Genomic DNA, 15765 nt, shown 5'->3' with positions numbered 1-15765 from the left:
TGGGTAACTAACCGCTTACGTTTTAGCTGCTTAATTAGCCTAAGGATGCGAGGTCCATGGTGGAGTAATGTTATTCATTCTTTTTTCAAACTCTTCCCCTCTGGGAGCATCCACGCTTTTTACGAATGAGATGTAGCCGCATAAATGATTGTAAAAACCAAAGGTAGAATCGAATTTTTCATGTGTTGCAACGCTGTCCAGCCCAAACTTTTCGATGGCATATAAATATCTGTCGAGCTTTTTATACATTTGTTTAGATAGGCGAGGCTGTTCACCATCAACAAGTAATCCTAGTATCATCTTTTTAGAGCCAGGACCTGCTACGGAAGTTTTTTTTTCGTTTTCTTTGAACCCTTGCGCTTTCATTATGCCTGTAATTTCAAATTGAATTTTACCAATGCTTTTTTTCTCGGGAAGATCAATAGCAGAAAAGGCTAAATCATCTGCATAACGAGTGTAAGTAAAACCATTTTCAAGAGCGTATTGTGTTAGTTGTTCATCAAGCTTGGTTGCAATTAAGTTAGAGAGCATTGGGCTAGTTGGCGCTCCTTGAGGTAACACGCCTCGGCATCCTTCGGGTTGGTAATAGAACTTATATTCCAAGCGTGATGAGTTTCGACTTCGGATGTATTTTTGATGTTGTATTGGTAGGCGTAAAGTCGTGCATATTCTTGCCAGTTCAAAAGCTAACAATGGCCTGTAACCTAGGGATACAAAAAATTGGTAAACATCAGTTTCATTGATGCAATAAAAGAAATTAGAGATATCGAATTTTAGGATCCACCTTGCACCACAATGCATAGCAGCACACTTTTTTATGCCCCCATTAGCATGAAAAGCAAAGGAGGCATTGTGTGGCTTTTGTTTTTGTAAAATTTCGGTGTTTATCCATTGTTGAACGGGCTGTAGTTGGTTTGATACTGCGTGTATGAATCTGCGGCCACCCGAACGTTTACTAATCGAGAACATTTTGTAATTGCTGTGCTCTCGTTTCCTTTCGACGGTACTACGTAAAAATGTGTATCTCTTCTCCATAATTTCAGAGAGGTGTTTGAGCGTGAAGATTACAGGAGTATTTTTACTGATTAAGTTCCTAGCGTAAAAAGTTAAGTCTTTTACTTCGTCGTTACTTAATGTTTCTAATGCTTTTTTATTTAAATGGTGTGCTGACCAACTTTCCATTCACTTTACCTTTTGCCCAAGGGCCTAGTATGTCGTCTCTCTACCGAGTCTTCGATGGATACTGAGAGATGACATACTAGGGCGGCGAAGCCGCCATTGCGACAGTTTTTTCCAGAGAAACCTCTCCGATTTCCCCATCTATCAGAATTTAAAAATCCCAGATAGAATCTGCAAATTCTTCTTGGTCATTTGACGAGTCATTTGACGCTTTTTGTAGAAGAGTTTGCGGCTGATTGGAGGTTGAATCAGCACACCAAGACGTCGGAATATACAGTTTTCTGTTTCGTTTTTCGAGTTTTTTGTTTCTCGTAAACTTAAACACTAATTCATAACCCACTTTTGTGAGTCGATGGTTTTGATTAATAAAGCCTGATTTTTCAGCCATATCAAAATATGCCAGTATCAATTTGTGCTCACAGTTGAGTCTGTGGGCTATTATTGTTGTGTTTTTCACCCCTTTTTTTATTAACGTGAGCAGAGCTTGCATTTGCTCTGAAACACCTCTTGAGGAGTTAGAAACAATGCAAGCATTACTGTTAATGAGTAAAATAAACCAATCAGGTAGTGCTCTTTCAGGGAGTAGGGCATTCCATCTGTTTTGACGGTCTTGAAACCATAATAAGCCAGGGATGTTGTTAGGCACACTGTGTTCAAAGATAATATTACCCATCACGCGACCATAACCTCTTAGGGCCCATTTGGGGATTAGTTTAATTGAATAACATAAATCAAGTATGGACTGATAGTTGTCGCCCCACCGTTTAGATAGTTCTTCTTGATTAAATACAAAGTGACTGTTAAAGGTGATTTTCTCTGATTTTGGATAAACTCTTTTGCCGTGATCTGACCCTTTTACTTGATCAATAATTTTGGCTTGTGCGCCAGCTGGTCGAGCATAAGATAGTACGGTTATGTGCATTAACCCTAGAGACCACCAACTGAGAAAGGAATCATGTTGTAGCATGGCGTTGATGAAACTAGCCACTCGGTCACCACTGCCTATTGAGTCATCAATTAATAGAATGTTTTTAATTCTATTTTGTTTTAAGTCAGCAATACTTGGATGATCTAGAGCATTTTGGGTTCGGCGTGAAGCATTTGAAATGAGAGAGTAGACTAAATCTTCACTTCCTTGCGAGGTGCCGGGTCTGAGTTGTATCGCTCCACTTCTGTCCCAAAGTGGTGTGTTTTTGGGCAACTTCCTTACTGAATACATGGCGTAATTGCCTGTCATACTGAGAGAGTTTAATGCGCTATTGAACCATTGTGCGTAGCCATCTCTGGAGACAAAACGAAGTCTAGTAAGTAGCTGTGTTGCAATGGGTTGCTTGTCTACTGGAAGTTGACCTAGCCACTTTTTTATTTCATCGCTGCTTTCGATTTGATTTAGGGTTAATTGTTTCACACTGAGATAGATAAGTAGTAGTGGTTTGAAGTGCACTATATCATGGTGTTCTGTTTATTAGGAGGGAGGTAAATGTGGCGAAAGCATGACCTTTTTAATAAAATCGGTCCCCCTTTATTTTAAGTAGTGAATTGCATATTATCTCTTTAATATATTGGAGTTTTTATAATTAGGCTGTAATGACTATATACACCCCTAGAAATTCAATTGAGTCAGACTTTTATGAAGTAGGAGATTTACAAGCTCAAATCTCTTGGCTGAATGACCCGCGCTATGAAAAGGGACTTCACGGACTTTTGGAAGAGTACAAATCACCGGAAGAACGTCAGGCGCTCATGATACTATTTGAGAGGTTTATCCATCATGAGCAGAGGGATAGACTTGATGCTGTAGATTATCTTGTTGAGGTCATCCAAACAAAGGGATTTACACATGAAGACACTTTGTTAGTAGCGACTTCAGACGGAAAGGAGTCTGATGGCTCAACGGCTGGTTTATACAACTTCAAGGAGGCACTCTCTCAAATAGATCAGCACTGGAAAGAAAAAAATTTAGTACCTTCTCTTGCCGAGTCTTTTGACAAATTTAAAAACCATAATATTAAAAACGTTGTAATATTTGATGACTTCATCGGTAGCGGAAAGACAATAGTTAAAAAGGTCAATGAGTTTCGCCAAGAGATGCGAAATAGGGATATATTACATGTCAAAATTTATGTTTTTTCATATGTAGGTATGAAATTTGGAGTTAAGCACGCTACTCAAAAATTGAGTATAGAAATATTTTGTCCGCTTCAACTTCAGAAAGGTATATCTGATTATAAAAATAGTAACCCTGAAATTCTGAAATCTACGGTTTTGGGTATGGAGAACAAACTTGGGAAAAATTGGAAGAAATTACAGCTTCAGGATTTTAAACTTGGTTATAAAGAATCGGAATCTCTGTACCAGCTATTCCGTTCAAATTGCTCCAATAATGTTTTCCCTATTTTTTGGTGGCCTAAGAATGTTTCAAAGAAGCATCGAGTAACTATCTTCAACAGGCTTTACTAGATGATTAATATTCACATATATTTGGCTATTCGCCTGATTAGAACTGGAAAATCAAGTACACTTTATGAGCTTCATTGCCGCTTTCGCTTAACATATACACAAGCATTACAAGCAGTTAAATATCTTGAGGATATAGGTCTTGTTAACTTTGATGGTAAAACGTTTTGTTTGAAGCAAGGCATTACTAGGTATCAGCTCAAAGAGCTATATTTAAAAATTCGCTATAGAAATCTAAAGCTAGACAATAGAGCGCTAGATGCTTACAGAAAAAATGCTCTCAGCCCTGACAGTTTGTACTTTCCCAAATTATTTCTTTTAGATTCAACGCTAGTCGTTGACGACTAACGATATATAGCTATCATACTGGGTGGCTATCCAGCGTTAGTTAGTATAGGTGAATCGCCTATCTTGTTGAGGTCCTTTTTAACCTCATCAATTCTATTACAAGCTCCGGTTCGTGGCGTTGGGTAGCCACCAAATTTTATAAGGAAGTTTTTTGGTATTTCAAGAGTCGCGTTGGTTTCAGTTCTTCATTGAACACAAATTATCTTCTAGACAAGCAGCCTTACTTACAGAGTATGCTATAAATCTTGAATGCAACTCCGTACCTGTCATTTTCGAAATAGAGCACTTATCTAAGCTGTTAGGAATAGAGCTATCTTTGGTTAGCCGCATGACTGGAGTTAGTAATCTTTTTTATCGTCAGTTCCCTTTGAAAAAGAGATCTGGCGGCATTCGTACCATAGAGTCCCCGTATCCCAAATTAGCATATGTTCAGCGATGGATAAAAAATCATATATTGGAGATTAAACCAATTAGTAGCAATGCTTTAGCGTATGTTCAAGGAAGCTCTCACATAGAGAACGCTAAACGGCATATTGGAGCAAAGGAATTACTAAAAATAGACTTAGTTGATTTCTTTGAGTATATAAAGTTAAGCACAGTAAAGTCTATATTTACAGAGTGCGGATATACAGAAAAAGTAAGCCATCAACTTGCTAAATTATGCACACTTCGGGATAGGCTCCCTCAGGGAGCACCTTCAAGCCCAGTAATAAGTAATCTGGTACTTGTTGAGCTTGATAAAAGACTACAAAGCATATCAAAGAAGCATGAGTTGGTTTATACCAGATACGCAGATGATTTGTGCTTCTCAGGACACGCTATTTCGGATGAATTTTTCTCCTTAGTTAAAGATGAAATTGAGTCTGAGGGCTTCGTTGTAAATCAAAATAAATCTGGTGTTGTTCGAGGTCATAAACGAAAACTAATTACGGGACTAGTTGTTAGTGAGTATGGAGTTCGTGTTCCAAAAAAAATGCGTAGAGAATATCGAAAGCAGGCTCACTATATGCTCAAGAATGGTATTGAACAGTTGAATGGTAATATGGGGATGCTTAATCCACTTCATATTGATGAAGTAATAGGAAAAGGACAATATATACTCTCTGTAGAACCTGGTAATGCTTATGTAAAAGACTCACTATGCATGTTGCTTAAGTTAAAAAATAAACTGCTAATCAAATAGGTACAGCTTTTCATTACATGAGCTAATCTTTAGGTTTATTTTTTAGAACCTCCAACCAAAACTCAAGCCTGTTCAAGAGTGTGTCAGCGGTTGCTCACTATCCTGACACAGGGGGCCCCCCATTTTTAATGGAGTTCAGAAGTAGACTTGTTAAGTCTCGCAATGCTATTGAACACATGCTAGGTATATAATTTTTGCTAATAGCTATTATTTGTACAATTATAAATTATTATGTTGGAATAATTAATATGGGGTGGAATCAATGGATTGGGGCGTTATTGGTGTGGCAGTTCTCGGTGGAGGCATTGTAGGGCAAGTTTTTACTGTTTTTTGTACAAACTATCTTACTGATAAAAGAGAGTATAAGAAATGGCGTTTAATTGAGAGACATAAGGCCTCAAGTGAATTACTCGATATCTTAGCATCAAATCCTCAAAATGAGAGTGAACTTTCAAAATGGACACATAATATAAGAAATGGATCTTTGAAGGTTCATATTTTGTATAGAAATGGCGTAGCTCCTGAGAAGTTGAACCATGCATTAGAGGTGGCTTTTAAACTGGCCCAGAGGGAAAAAGATGGAGTTTCATCCGAAAACTGGTCTCAAGAATTTAGAGTATCTGTATCTGAACTGCGGAAGCAATTGTCTAATCACATCAATCATGATTAGGTGTTCGTATTTAGCATTTTATATAAAGTAATGCGTAGGGTTATAGTGGTATATGCTGACATGCCGCACTCATACTCGAAAAGGAATTTCGTACAAAGCGGTACAGCATTATCTAACAACTAACCTATCCTGCGGAGGCAATTGGGTAGGTACCTTATTTTCCTTACATATCTTAATTTAAACTTGCCGAGCTAGAGCAGGTCTTCTAGCTCATTTTTGTCCCGAAATCAGCTAGATAAACCCAAAAGTGGTGGCCAGTTTTGTTGGCCACAATACTGGATTAACTTATGCCAAGAAAATAAATAATTTCATGGACTAAATCAGTTGTGAGAATTTGGCACTTACAGATCAATGCCTTATAAAGATAATATTTTTTCAATAGCATCGACATAACCCGCTTTGAATATTGTATTACCATTACGATCTTTAACTCTTCCACGCTTATCTGCTATCCAGCCATTTTTTTCAAATCTATCAGGGTCAATAGAGTATGATATAGCTTCTACTTCAGTTGGGAGTAGATTCGACTTAGTTAAAGATAGATGAGATGAACTTTCCATTGCATTGTTATTAGCTACTGGTCTTAGATCAATATTAATATTTGATAGCTCTTTTGCTAATTGAAGTTGCCCAGTTAACTTACTATTTTGTGCTATTAAATCCATTACGAGCCATTTGATACGGGCATCGTCAATATCATCAACCCATGCATTTTGTTCTTTTACTTTGCTTGTGATAACTTTTAAGGGCTTTTTATATTCTGCCCATGATTGAATAAGTGCTCGGTATTTTTCACCTGTTTTATTTCTGATGGCCTGTGTCTTCGGGCCATTAACAGCTTCACTTAAACGTCCAATCGTCGCTATTGTAAAATCACAGGACCCACGTTCAGACTGCTCAGTGCATATCTGATGAATTAGCTCTATTGAACTTGCTGTTTTGGGTGTAGAAATTTGCTTAAGTGCTTCACAAAGTTCATGAGGTTCATGACTCATACTGCCTCCAATAAAGGCTTGTTAATGTTCAGTTGATTCGCTTGGCTTTGGAGTAAGATCTTCTTCACTTCATCATGAAGCGGCATGAGCTGATTATCATCATTAAAATCACTTAAAAGGATCTCTGCCCTCATCAGTTTTTCAACATTTTCCCATGACTTCAAACGACTCTTTAAAAGCTCACTCATTTGGTTCCCAACTTCTAGCTGCTGCTCAGGGGAAAGCATGCACAACCATGGCTGAATGCCGTTTTGGTGCGCCATTTTGTCAATTAATTGAGAACGCCTAGCATTGGCCAATGATGCATCACTTAGTGTAAAAATAGCTGCATTCTCACACACAGTGCTTAACTGATGAAACTCGCTATTAGTTTCATCAATGCTCCAGTCAATAGAGGACGATTCCGTATTTGCAACTAACATAGTTCCGGTATCTTCCTCCGCTTCAATGGACTGGTTCAATAGGTTGCTACACTGCATAATAAGCCGTGCAATATGCACTGTATCAGTCGCATACATACTGGTTTCTTTAGCTATCAGTTCAAGATTTGATGCCGCTTTATCTAACTCCATTGATTTAGTGAACACCTTTTCCTTTTTTTCAGCGTCATAACGTTCATCCTCTAATGACTCAATATGAATAATTAGATTCTGTTCTTTTTGCTTAATATAAAACTGCTTTAATGAAATCTCGTTAAACACTGCGGTTAACCCCCCCAAAAAAGCAGGGCTTGTGATAAAAAAACGGCAACGAATACAGTTCTTTTCACCAAGGTGGCCTGAGGCTACTGGTAAATATTTTTTATTTTTGACTTCACTATTTTCAACCTCGCCACCCTGTTCACACTTTCCCCCACCCATAGGGCATATACCTATATCAGTGAAAGAAAATGCTGAAGCTGGATAATCGTTATTTAAATTCTTAAAGGCTAATAGATCATTCGGAACCAATGAGTCTCTTATTGCTTCAAATTGTTTATTTCTAATTTGTTGCTGAACTCTTAGTGGTGCAGCGGCTAAAGCTCGTTTATTTGCTGCATTGAGTTCATCACGTATTTCAGCATGACCTACCTTAGTGTAATAAATCGTCATAACTAATCTTGCATGACCAACCAATTTTTGAACAATATGGATAGGCACTTTTGCATCAACAACAAATGCTGTAATTAAGCTTACGCGCATTGCGTGAGGTGTATAATCTGATTTGTACGAACCCACATTCCCTGTACTACTAACTTTATTTGTTAAGGGATTATCCTTGCTTTCTATTTGATGCAAAACATACGCAAGTAACTTTGAAAAAATGGGCTGCTGGTGAGGTTGACAACTATTGCCCACTCTAAATAAAAAACAATTAGCACCTCGTTGCTCTAGAATCCTATTTCCAATGGGTACCCTCAACGTAAGGTCCGTCCATTTTGTAGGCTCAGTAATGGCATTATATTTTGATTGCCAATTTCTAAGTTTAATCATCCAATAGTCAAAATTTTCAGGTACCCAAGGGATGTCGTAGCCCCCCTCGTGATACGATGTTTTGTTAGTGGTAAAATGTAAGCCCTGCTCAGTTTCTGAATATTCTTTTATGAAACCTTGTTTCTTTGCCCTCCCAGCTAATAAACCCGTATTCGCTACCCACTCGACTTTACCATTCACAAATTCGGGAACTTTTTTATCTGCTTCTCCGCTATCGCACCAAAGTATCTGTTGCCCTCGAGCTGGGACACTCAATAACGTATATAAGGCAAAAAAACGAGCTGGTGACCACACTTGACAGACTGTTTCGTTATACGCCCCAATTAACGCGCCTGTATGTTTTCCTTTGCGGCGATCTTTTTCTACATATCTATAGACACAATCTGGATCACTTTTATCAATTAGCGAAGGGTCTACGTCAAACCAATCGTTTTCCATCAAATCGTGTAAATGATTTAAATCACGTAGATTTTTCGATTCTGGTGGTAAAACCCACTCTCTTGCTTTAACCACATAAGTATAAGCTAAAAGAGGTTTATCTGATTCGGATAATCGACTGGGTTTAATCTCCAGCAAAGGACTTTGAAATTTACTTAATGGGTTACGAAAATCAGGATGAATTATTACTTCATCTTCGTCTTCTAAGGTGCATAATTGAGAAAGGCAATATTGAAGGAATTCAAGAACAATTACGTGGAATTTAGACTTCTCTTGTTCGCCAAAAAACTTGAGGAACTCCTCGTACTGATTTTTATTAATCTTTGTTGTTTTAAGCAGGAATTCCTCTGGTTTTGATGGGTAATTGTTTTCCATGATGAATCTGCAGATAAAGCCGATACAAACTCTTTTTTTCGTTACTATGCCACGCTGGGATAGTTCGATAAAGGAGTCAAATAAATCAGCCCATCTATTAAATTTTTGACTTATATCCGCACGAGTATAAGGTTTTTGTTGACCCCAAAAACCATACCATGTGCCAAACGCCTGCCAGTCATCGCTGTAAAATCTATCAGGGCTACTATGCAGCCTAGGGTCTTCCTTATAGCGTTTCATGTACTCAGGTTGCGTTTTAATACCGAGCTTGATGACCGCTTTTGAAGCTGCTTCTATCGTTGGGTAATAATCAGGAATGTCGTTACCTAAAAAACCATACCATTTACCAAACGCCTGCCAGTCATCACTGTACAATACAAGAGGGCCACTAGGCAGCCTAGGGTCTTCCTTATAGCGTTTAATGTAATCAGCTCGCGATTTAATACCGAGCTTGATGGCCGCTTTTGAAGCAGCTTCAATCGTAGGGTAATAATTAGGAATGTCGTTACCTAAAAAACCATACCATCTGCCAAACGCCTGCCAGTCATCTCTATACAATCTATTAGGGCAACTATGCAGTCTAGGGTCTTCCTTATAGCGTTTCATGTACTCAGATTGCGATTTAATACCGAGCTTGATGGCCGCTTTTGAAGCAGCTTCAATCGTGGGATAAGAATCAGGAATGTCGCTACCTAAAAAACCATACCATTTGCCAAACGCCTGCCAGTCATCGCTGTAGAATTCACCAGGGTTGCTAGGCAGCCTAGGGGCTTCCTTATAGCGTTCGGCGTAATCAGGTTGCGATTTAATACCGAGCTTGATGGCGGCTGTTGAAGCTGCTTCAATCGTGGGGTAATAATCAGGAATTTCGTTACCTAAAAAACCATACCATGTGCCAAACGCCTGCCAGTCATCGCTGTAGAATTTACTAGGGCTACTAGGCAGCCTAGGGTCTTCCTTATAGCGTTTCATGTACTCAGGTTGCCTTTTAATACCGAGCTTGATGGCGGCTGTTGAAGCAGCTCCAATCGTGGGGTAATAATCAGGAATGTCGTTACCTAAAAAACCATACCATGTGCCAAATGCCTGCCAGTCATCGCTGTAGAATTCACCAGGGCTACTAGGCAGCCTAGGGTCTTCCTTATAGCGTTTCATGTACTCAGATCGCCTTTTAATACCGAGCTTGATGGCGGCTTTTGAAGCCTCTTCAATCGTGGTGTATTTACTCATAAGCACTCCTTAACTCTAATATTCTTTTAGTTTTGCTTTCTAAGCATTTGAACTCGGAGCGTATCTCTTTTGGCGATAGCGATTTATAAGAGTCTTGAGACTTTATCGATTTGTGATGTACTGCGTTGGCTACGAACAGGTTACCTACACCAGCTTTTTCTAGACGATTTATATAAGCATATCGGTGGCCATGTGGCGTTGTCCCTAAATCTTTCTCAAAAACAAGCCCAACCCGTTCAATTGCTTTTTTGTATTTTCGTTCAAAAGCATCTATCGAGTAAGGGTCACCAAATTGATTAGTAAATGCATATGGATGCTTGCGATTTTTATGTGGACTAACCCTTTGTTTAGATAAATACAAACGCCAATAAAATAAAAACTGTTCGCCAGCTGATGGTTCAAACCAATTCACAACCATATAATTTTTTTTTGATGGGGATAATTTATTATTCTTCCAACCTGCATAAACCTTTTTACTTTTTTCATATTTGTTTCGGGGCAAGAGTTGGAAGTTTTTAGCTAGTGTTTCTTCACGAACCTCAATGCGCCCATTGGTATACGACACGGGAGACTGTCCGATTTCAGGTTCGTATACCAATACTAAAGCTTCATTTGAATTTTCAGGATGTAGTTCTATATCCTCGAGCCATAAATGAAAAGGCTCCGATCTTCTTAACCCGCCAAAGTGAAGTAACATAGTGATGAGTATGTCCCTTAATTCAAGGCGGGTATAAGCAGGGGCGGTAGCCAAAACACCAGGCTTTACAAACCCTTTATGAATTAAGTCGTCAATATACTCATCAGGGAATCTGTTCAAAGCAGAGTTATTATCATTGGCCCTATGATCTTGCTGGTATCTAACATTTCTAGATGATTTGTTTCTATCTTGCGCTGTTTTTTTTGACCATGTGTGCGCTAGAAAAGCATTTTTATGTTTATGTGAATATGCTGCCCAATTTAATCGTTCTTCATGGCTTGTAGCTTCACGCCAAGGATTAAGGTTGTCTTTGTTGTTAAGTTCTTTATGGTCGCAAAGCCAATCAGAGTATTGAGTCACATACGAAATGATTTTATTGCCATTTTGTATACTTCGCTTTCTCCATCGGAGTCCCGTTGGATCTTCACCATTTTGATTGATTGTTCCTGAGAATAGTTTGTCTGAAAAGGCTGAGAAAAGGTCTGCAGGATATTTGAAATACGTGCTATTGAATTCTACAAATTCGACAAGTAAGCAAACTGCTCGAGCACTCGCATCAATCCAAGACATGCTCTTATTTCGTTTATAGATTGAATAATCTAGATATGATTTTAAAACCCCATTTTGCGTGTAAATAACAGGCAGTCTTATTTCATTTTTTTCTTCAATATGTATGGTTGTTCTGATGACTAAAGGGTGAAACATAAGAGCCCCTATATAATATTAATTACACTTTAGGGGGGCATACTAAAACAAGCAAGGTATTAACCTTGATCAAAATCAAGATAATCGTTTAAAAAGGATATAAATAGTATAAAGAAGTTAGGGGTTATACTCGCAAAAGCTGCATTGATTCCAACTGCAACCATTGGTCACCTGCAAAATAAGTGATTTCCACTCCGATGGTGGACGAAATACCGGTTCGATATAGTTGAGCACAACTCACTCCTTAATACACTTGTGATACGCACGAGAAAAGTTGAACACCTTTCTTCACAAAAATAAATATTGTCTCATTATTTGTCGGATAAAAACTAGTCATATTAGCTGGCGGTTGTATACTTAAACCTTATCGGTCCCACTACGATACTTATAGAGAGATGAACATGCTAGTTGCATTACATTCTAAAGAGAAGCGAGGGGCTACACTCGATCATGACACTCATTGGGATGCCATGAGTGCGGAGCAGAAGATTGCTCTGTATGATCTACATAAGTTTGGCTTCCGATTACTGTTTGTCCGCCACTTAACTAGCGGTCCACTGGCATTTATTATGCAAAATAAAACCCTTGCAGTGATCAGCAAAAATGGTGATGTCGACTACTCACCCGATGTAAAGTTACGAGCCTAACCAGTTAACCTATTTGTGATTGGTCATAACGCAAAAAAGCGCACTTGAGTGCGCTTTTTCATATCGATTATTCAATGCTAGTTGTTTAAGGTTAACAGCATATCAATATGAGGGATACCATCCTCAAGATACATCTCTGAAACAGGTTCAAAACCTAACTGCTGATAAAAGCCTTTTAGGTGTTCTTGACCGCCTAGCTGAATATTGTGCTCAGGCCATTTCTTAGTAGAGATAGCTATCGCTTTTTGCATTAATACGTGAGCGACCCCGCCACCTCGGGCAGACTCTGCAACGATTACGCGGCCGACACTGGCATCAGGATAGCTCACCCCAGGGGCTAAAACCCTCGCATAAGCTTGGATCACTCCCTGCTCATTGAGCCCAAGTAGATGCTGAGTTTGACTATGGCGGTCTTTATCGTCTAGCTCTGGATAGGCACAGTTTTGTTCAACCACAAATACGTCCACCCTAAGCTTAAGCAGATCGTACAGTTCATTTAGTGATAGTTCAGAAAAAGATAAAGATTTCCAGAGCATAGGAAGCTCTCCAAAACAACGCAATAGAGCCCCAGTCTAGCACTTAACCCTAAGTAATAACTATGCCAAAGTCGCGTTAAATCAACCTCTGCCGTATAAAGCAGCGGTTGAACGGATTCATTTTGAGTGATAGAGGAAAGTCTCTTTGAATAAGATCTAACCAGCTTGCTGTGGTATCGGTTTGTGTATCGACAATACGGCAACGACGGCCACCACGAGTAAACCTGCCATGATGAAGAACACGTCATTATAGGCTTGCACCATCGCCTGCTGCTGCATGGTTTGCCCAAGCAATGCCGAGGCTTGCTGACTCGCGGTAACCGGATCTGACCCCGCCGCTTGCAACATAGCCGCTGTACTGCTTAAGTAATCATTTGCCAAGGGGCTGACCGCTGGCAATGTTTCTTTCATCCGCGCGAGGTGAACTCGGCCTAAGTTATCGGTCAGGGTTGATACCATCGCGATCCCTACCGCACCACCTAAGTTTCGTACGACGTTTAACACCGTCGATGCCGAGGCATTCTCGTGCTTTTGCAACCTAGCCGTTGCCAACATGCCAATAGGTACCATGATAAACGGTTGGCCAATAGCACGTACCACCATAGAGGCGATTAGCTGAGGCCCAGCAAAATCGGCAGTCATATGGCTGTTCATATAATAACTCACACCGAACATGAAAAAACCAAATGCCGCTAGATAACGATTATCGAAACGCTGCATCAACATCGGCATAAATGGCAAAATCAGCAACTGTGGAAAACCCAGCCACATCAAGACTTCACCTATCTCTAACGAGTTGTAATCTTGGATCTGCGACAGATATAGCGGCACCATATAGATGGATGAAAACAGCGCTAAACCTAGTAAGAAATAGGCAATGGTTGAGATGCTAAAATCGCGATTAGCAAGCAGCTTTAAATTAACCAGTGGCGCCTTGCTTTTTAACTGCAGATAGACAAAGAGCGCAATATTCACCGCCGCGACGATGGCAAGGTTACGTATGAAGTCTGAACCAAACCAATCCTTACGATTTCCCTCCTCTAGCACCACCTCTAAACAACCCATCCCCAATGCCATGGTGATAATACTGCTAACATCGACATTCTTAAGCTCAGGCCAGTTAATGGGTTTCTTCACCAGGCCGTAGGCAAGCATCGACATCACCACAATCCCAGGTGGCACATTGATATAAAACAGATAATGCCAGCTAAATTGCTCGGTTAACCAACCCCCTAGAGTGGGGCCAATCGATGGCGCAAAGGTCGCGGTAACCCCAAACAGCGCCATGCCGACGGCACGCTTACTATCGGGTAGATACTCTAATATGAGCCGAAACGCCATCGGGATCAGGGCGCCGCCAAAGAACCCCTGCATCGCCCTAAAAGCGATCATCGATTCTAAATTCCAAGCAATAGAGCACAGCAGCGATGCAAAGATGAAGATAGCACTGTTCCACAGCATATAGCGGCGTATATCTAAGCCTTTACTGAGCCAACCCGATAGCGGAATGGCGATCATCTCTGCCACTAAGTAAGCGGTGGCTATCCAAGAGCCCTCTTCAAGCGTGGCACCTAAGCCGCCTTGGATCTCTTTCATCGACGCATTGGTGATCTGAATATCTAAAATCGCCATAAAGGCGCCTATCAGGCCGCCAAATACCGCGATCCACGCTCTGCGGCCACCCGGCTCGACCTGTTGAGTCATCGCACCATCAAGTTTCGCAACTCCAGCTTGGGTAGCAGACATTACTGTTGCACTCTATTGGCAACAATAGCTGAGTCTAAGCCATCGCTTGCGGTATCGACTTTCACGAGTGCACTCAAGCCCGGCACGATTCTGCCCTGCTCAAGCTTTTCAGCAGCATTTGAATCTAAGCGAATTCTCACCGGGATCCGCTGTACGATCTTGGTAAAATTACCCGTGGCATTTTCCGCAGGCAATAAGCTGAATTTAGCTCCCGAGGCTGGAGATAAGCTATCAATGACTCCCGAAAACTCCTTTCCCGAAAACGCATCTAACTCAATCGTCACCTTCTGCCCTGCATGCATCTTGGCAATTTGGGTCTCTTTAAAATTAGCGGTGATCCACACCGCTTCATCAGGCACTAGACTATAAATCGCTTGTCCAGGCTGTACATATTGGCCCTGCTGCGCCCCACGCTTACCGATTATTCCTGTAAACGGGGCCGTAATTTGGGTATCTGCCAGCTGAATTTGCGCTAACTGTAGCCCAGCCTTCGCCTGCTCAACACTCGAGTCGGCCTCAACTAATTGTGCATTAAAGACTTTAAGCTCTCTTTGCTTCGCCACTAATACGGCATGTATTTCATCGACATGGGCTGTCGCCGACTCGAAAGCCGCTTGCGCCTCATCCACTGCATCTTGAGAACTGTAATTCTTCACCTTCAGCTTTGTGGCTCGAGTCAGTTGCTGCTGACTACGCACCCGCTCAGCCTCTGCCGCAACCACACTGGCTTGGGCCTGAGTAATAAGCGCTTGCTGCAGGTCAATCTGGGCATTGAGCGTCTGTAGCTTGGCTTTGGCACTGGCTAGCACGGCTTGGTTTTGCGCGACCTTTGCTCTGAATTGATTATCTTCCAATTGGGCAAGTAATTGACCTTTTTTGACATGCTGATTATCGGTCACAAAGGTGGCAGTAACATAGCCAGGGACTTTAACGCTGATATGAGAGATATCGGATTCTACATAGGCATTATCTGTGGACTCAAAATTACGTACTTGGGTCCACCAATAATAACCGCCGGTTAATAACGCAATAATAAGAACAGGAATCCCGAAAAATAACTTGGTTTTAGACATGATTGACTCCTTGA

The 15765-nt window shown here is 40.6% G+C and carries 13 protein-coding genes and 1 pseudogene; 5 read left to right on the top strand and 9 right to left on the bottom strand.

Going from position 1 to position 15765, the window contains the following annotated elements; genetic code table 11:
- Positions 1-39 precede the first annotated feature (39 nt).
- Together SHAL_RS02630 and SHAL_RS02625 are read right to left on the bottom strand one after the other, a co-directional pair.
- Positions 40-1182, bottom strand: coding sequence for a reverse transcriptase family protein (locus SHAL_RS02630; protein ID WP_012275646.1), 1143 nt, complete (start codon positions 1180-1182; stop codon positions 40-42).
- A gap of 148 nt (positions 1183-1330) precedes the next feature.
- Positions 1331-2587, bottom strand: coding sequence for a phosphoribosyltransferase-like protein (locus SHAL_RS02625; RefSeq protein ID WP_150102049.1), 1257 nt, complete (start codon positions 2585-2587; stop codon positions 1331-1333).
- Positions 2588-2766: 179 nt separating this feature from the next.
- On the opposite strand from SHAL_RS02625, the gene SHAL_RS02620 reads away from it, so the two are divergent.
- From SHAL_RS02620 to SHAL_RS02605, 4 genes are all read left to right on the top strand, one after another.
- The gene (locus SHAL_RS02620; RefSeq protein WP_012275644.1) at positions 2767-3639 is read left to right on the top strand and encodes a phosphoribosyltransferase-like protein; all 873 of its coding nucleotides are present in this window, start codon (positions 2767-2769) and stop codon (positions 3637-3639) included.
- A complete protein-coding gene (locus tag SHAL_RS02615; protein WP_041415803.1) occupies positions 3640-3984 on the top strand; it encodes a hypothetical protein in 345 nt (114 codons plus the stop codon).
- Between the two features lie 151 nt (positions 3985-4135).
- Positions 4136-5167, top strand: a complete 1032-nt coding sequence (locus SHAL_RS02610; RefSeq protein ID WP_041415801.1) for a reverse transcriptase domain-containing protein — start codon at positions 4136-4138, stop codon at positions 5165-5167.
- Between the two features lie 262 nt (positions 5168-5429).
- Positions 5430-5837, top strand: coding sequence for a hypothetical protein (locus SHAL_RS02605; protein ID WP_012275642.1), 408 nt, complete (start codon positions 5430-5432; stop codon positions 5835-5837).
- Positions 5838-6193: 356 nt separating this feature from the next.
- On the opposite strand, the gene gmtX is transcribed toward SHAL_RS02605, so the two are convergent.
- From gmtX to SHAL_RS23370, 4 genes and pseudogenes are all read right to left on the bottom strand, one after another.
- Entirely contained in the window at positions 6194-6832 is a 639-nt protein-coding gene (gene gmtX / locus SHAL_RS02600) for a gamma-mobile-trio protein GmtX (protein ID WP_012275641.1), read from the bottom strand.
- Entirely contained in the window at positions 6829-10347 is a 3519-nt protein-coding gene (gene gmtZ, locus SHAL_RS02595; protein ID WP_012275640.1) for a gamma-mobile-trio integrase GmtZ, read from the bottom strand. The genes gmtX and gmtZ overlap by 4 nt, the downstream gene beginning before the upstream one ends.
- Positions 10340-11749 carry a gamma-mobile-trio recombinase GmtY gene (gmtY, locus tag SHAL_RS02590; RefSeq protein ID WP_012275639.1) on the bottom strand — a complete coding sequence of 470 codons (1410 nt, stop codon included), beginning with the start codon at positions 11747-11749 and terminating at the stop codon, positions 10340-10342. Before gmtY ends, gmtZ begins: the two co-directional genes overlap by 8 nt.
- A gap of 129 nt (positions 11750-11878) precedes the next feature.
- Positions 11879-11983, bottom strand: a pseudogene (locus SHAL_RS23370) (radical SAM protein); the annotation flags it as partial.
- Positions 11984-12150: 167 nt separating this feature from the next.
- On the opposite strand from SHAL_RS23370, the gene SHAL_RS02585 reads away from it, so the two are divergent.
- A complete protein-coding gene (locus tag SHAL_RS02585) occupies positions 12151-12396 on the top strand; it encodes a hypothetical protein (protein ID WP_049763866.1) in 246 nt (81 codons plus the stop codon).
- A 77-nt stretch (positions 12397-12473) separates the two neighbouring features.
- Here SHAL_RS02585 and SHAL_RS02580 read toward each other — a convergent pair whose 3' ends face one another.
- The 3 genes from SHAL_RS02580 to SHAL_RS02570 all read right to left on the bottom strand — a co-directional run bounded on the left by SHAL_RS02580 (position 12474) and on the right by SHAL_RS02570 (position 15751).
- Positions 12474-12932, bottom strand: coding sequence for a GNAT family N-acetyltransferase (locus tag SHAL_RS02580; RefSeq protein ID WP_012275636.1), 459 nt, complete (start codon positions 12930-12932; stop codon positions 12474-12476).
- 156 nt (positions 12933-13088) lie between these two features.
- Positions 13089-14678 carry a DHA2 family efflux MFS transporter permease subunit gene (locus SHAL_RS02575; protein ID WP_012275635.1) on the bottom strand — a complete coding sequence of 530 codons (1590 nt, stop codon included), beginning with the start codon at positions 14676-14678 and terminating at the stop codon, positions 13089-13091.
- Positions 14678-15751, bottom strand: coding sequence for an HlyD family secretion protein (locus SHAL_RS02570; RefSeq protein ID WP_012275634.1), 1074 nt, complete (start codon positions 15749-15751; stop codon positions 14678-14680). Before SHAL_RS02570 ends, SHAL_RS02575 begins: the two co-directional genes overlap by 1 nt.
- Positions 15752-15765 lie beyond the last annotated feature (14 nt).

The organism is Shewanella halifaxensis HAW-EB4 (assembly GCF_000019185.1).
GTDB classification, from domain to species: Bacteria; Pseudomonadota; Gammaproteobacteria; order Enterobacterales; family Shewanellaceae; genus Shewanella; species Shewanella halifaxensis.
Note: the sequence above shows the minus strand (reverse complement) of the source record. Positions and strands in the feature narration are given on the sequence as shown.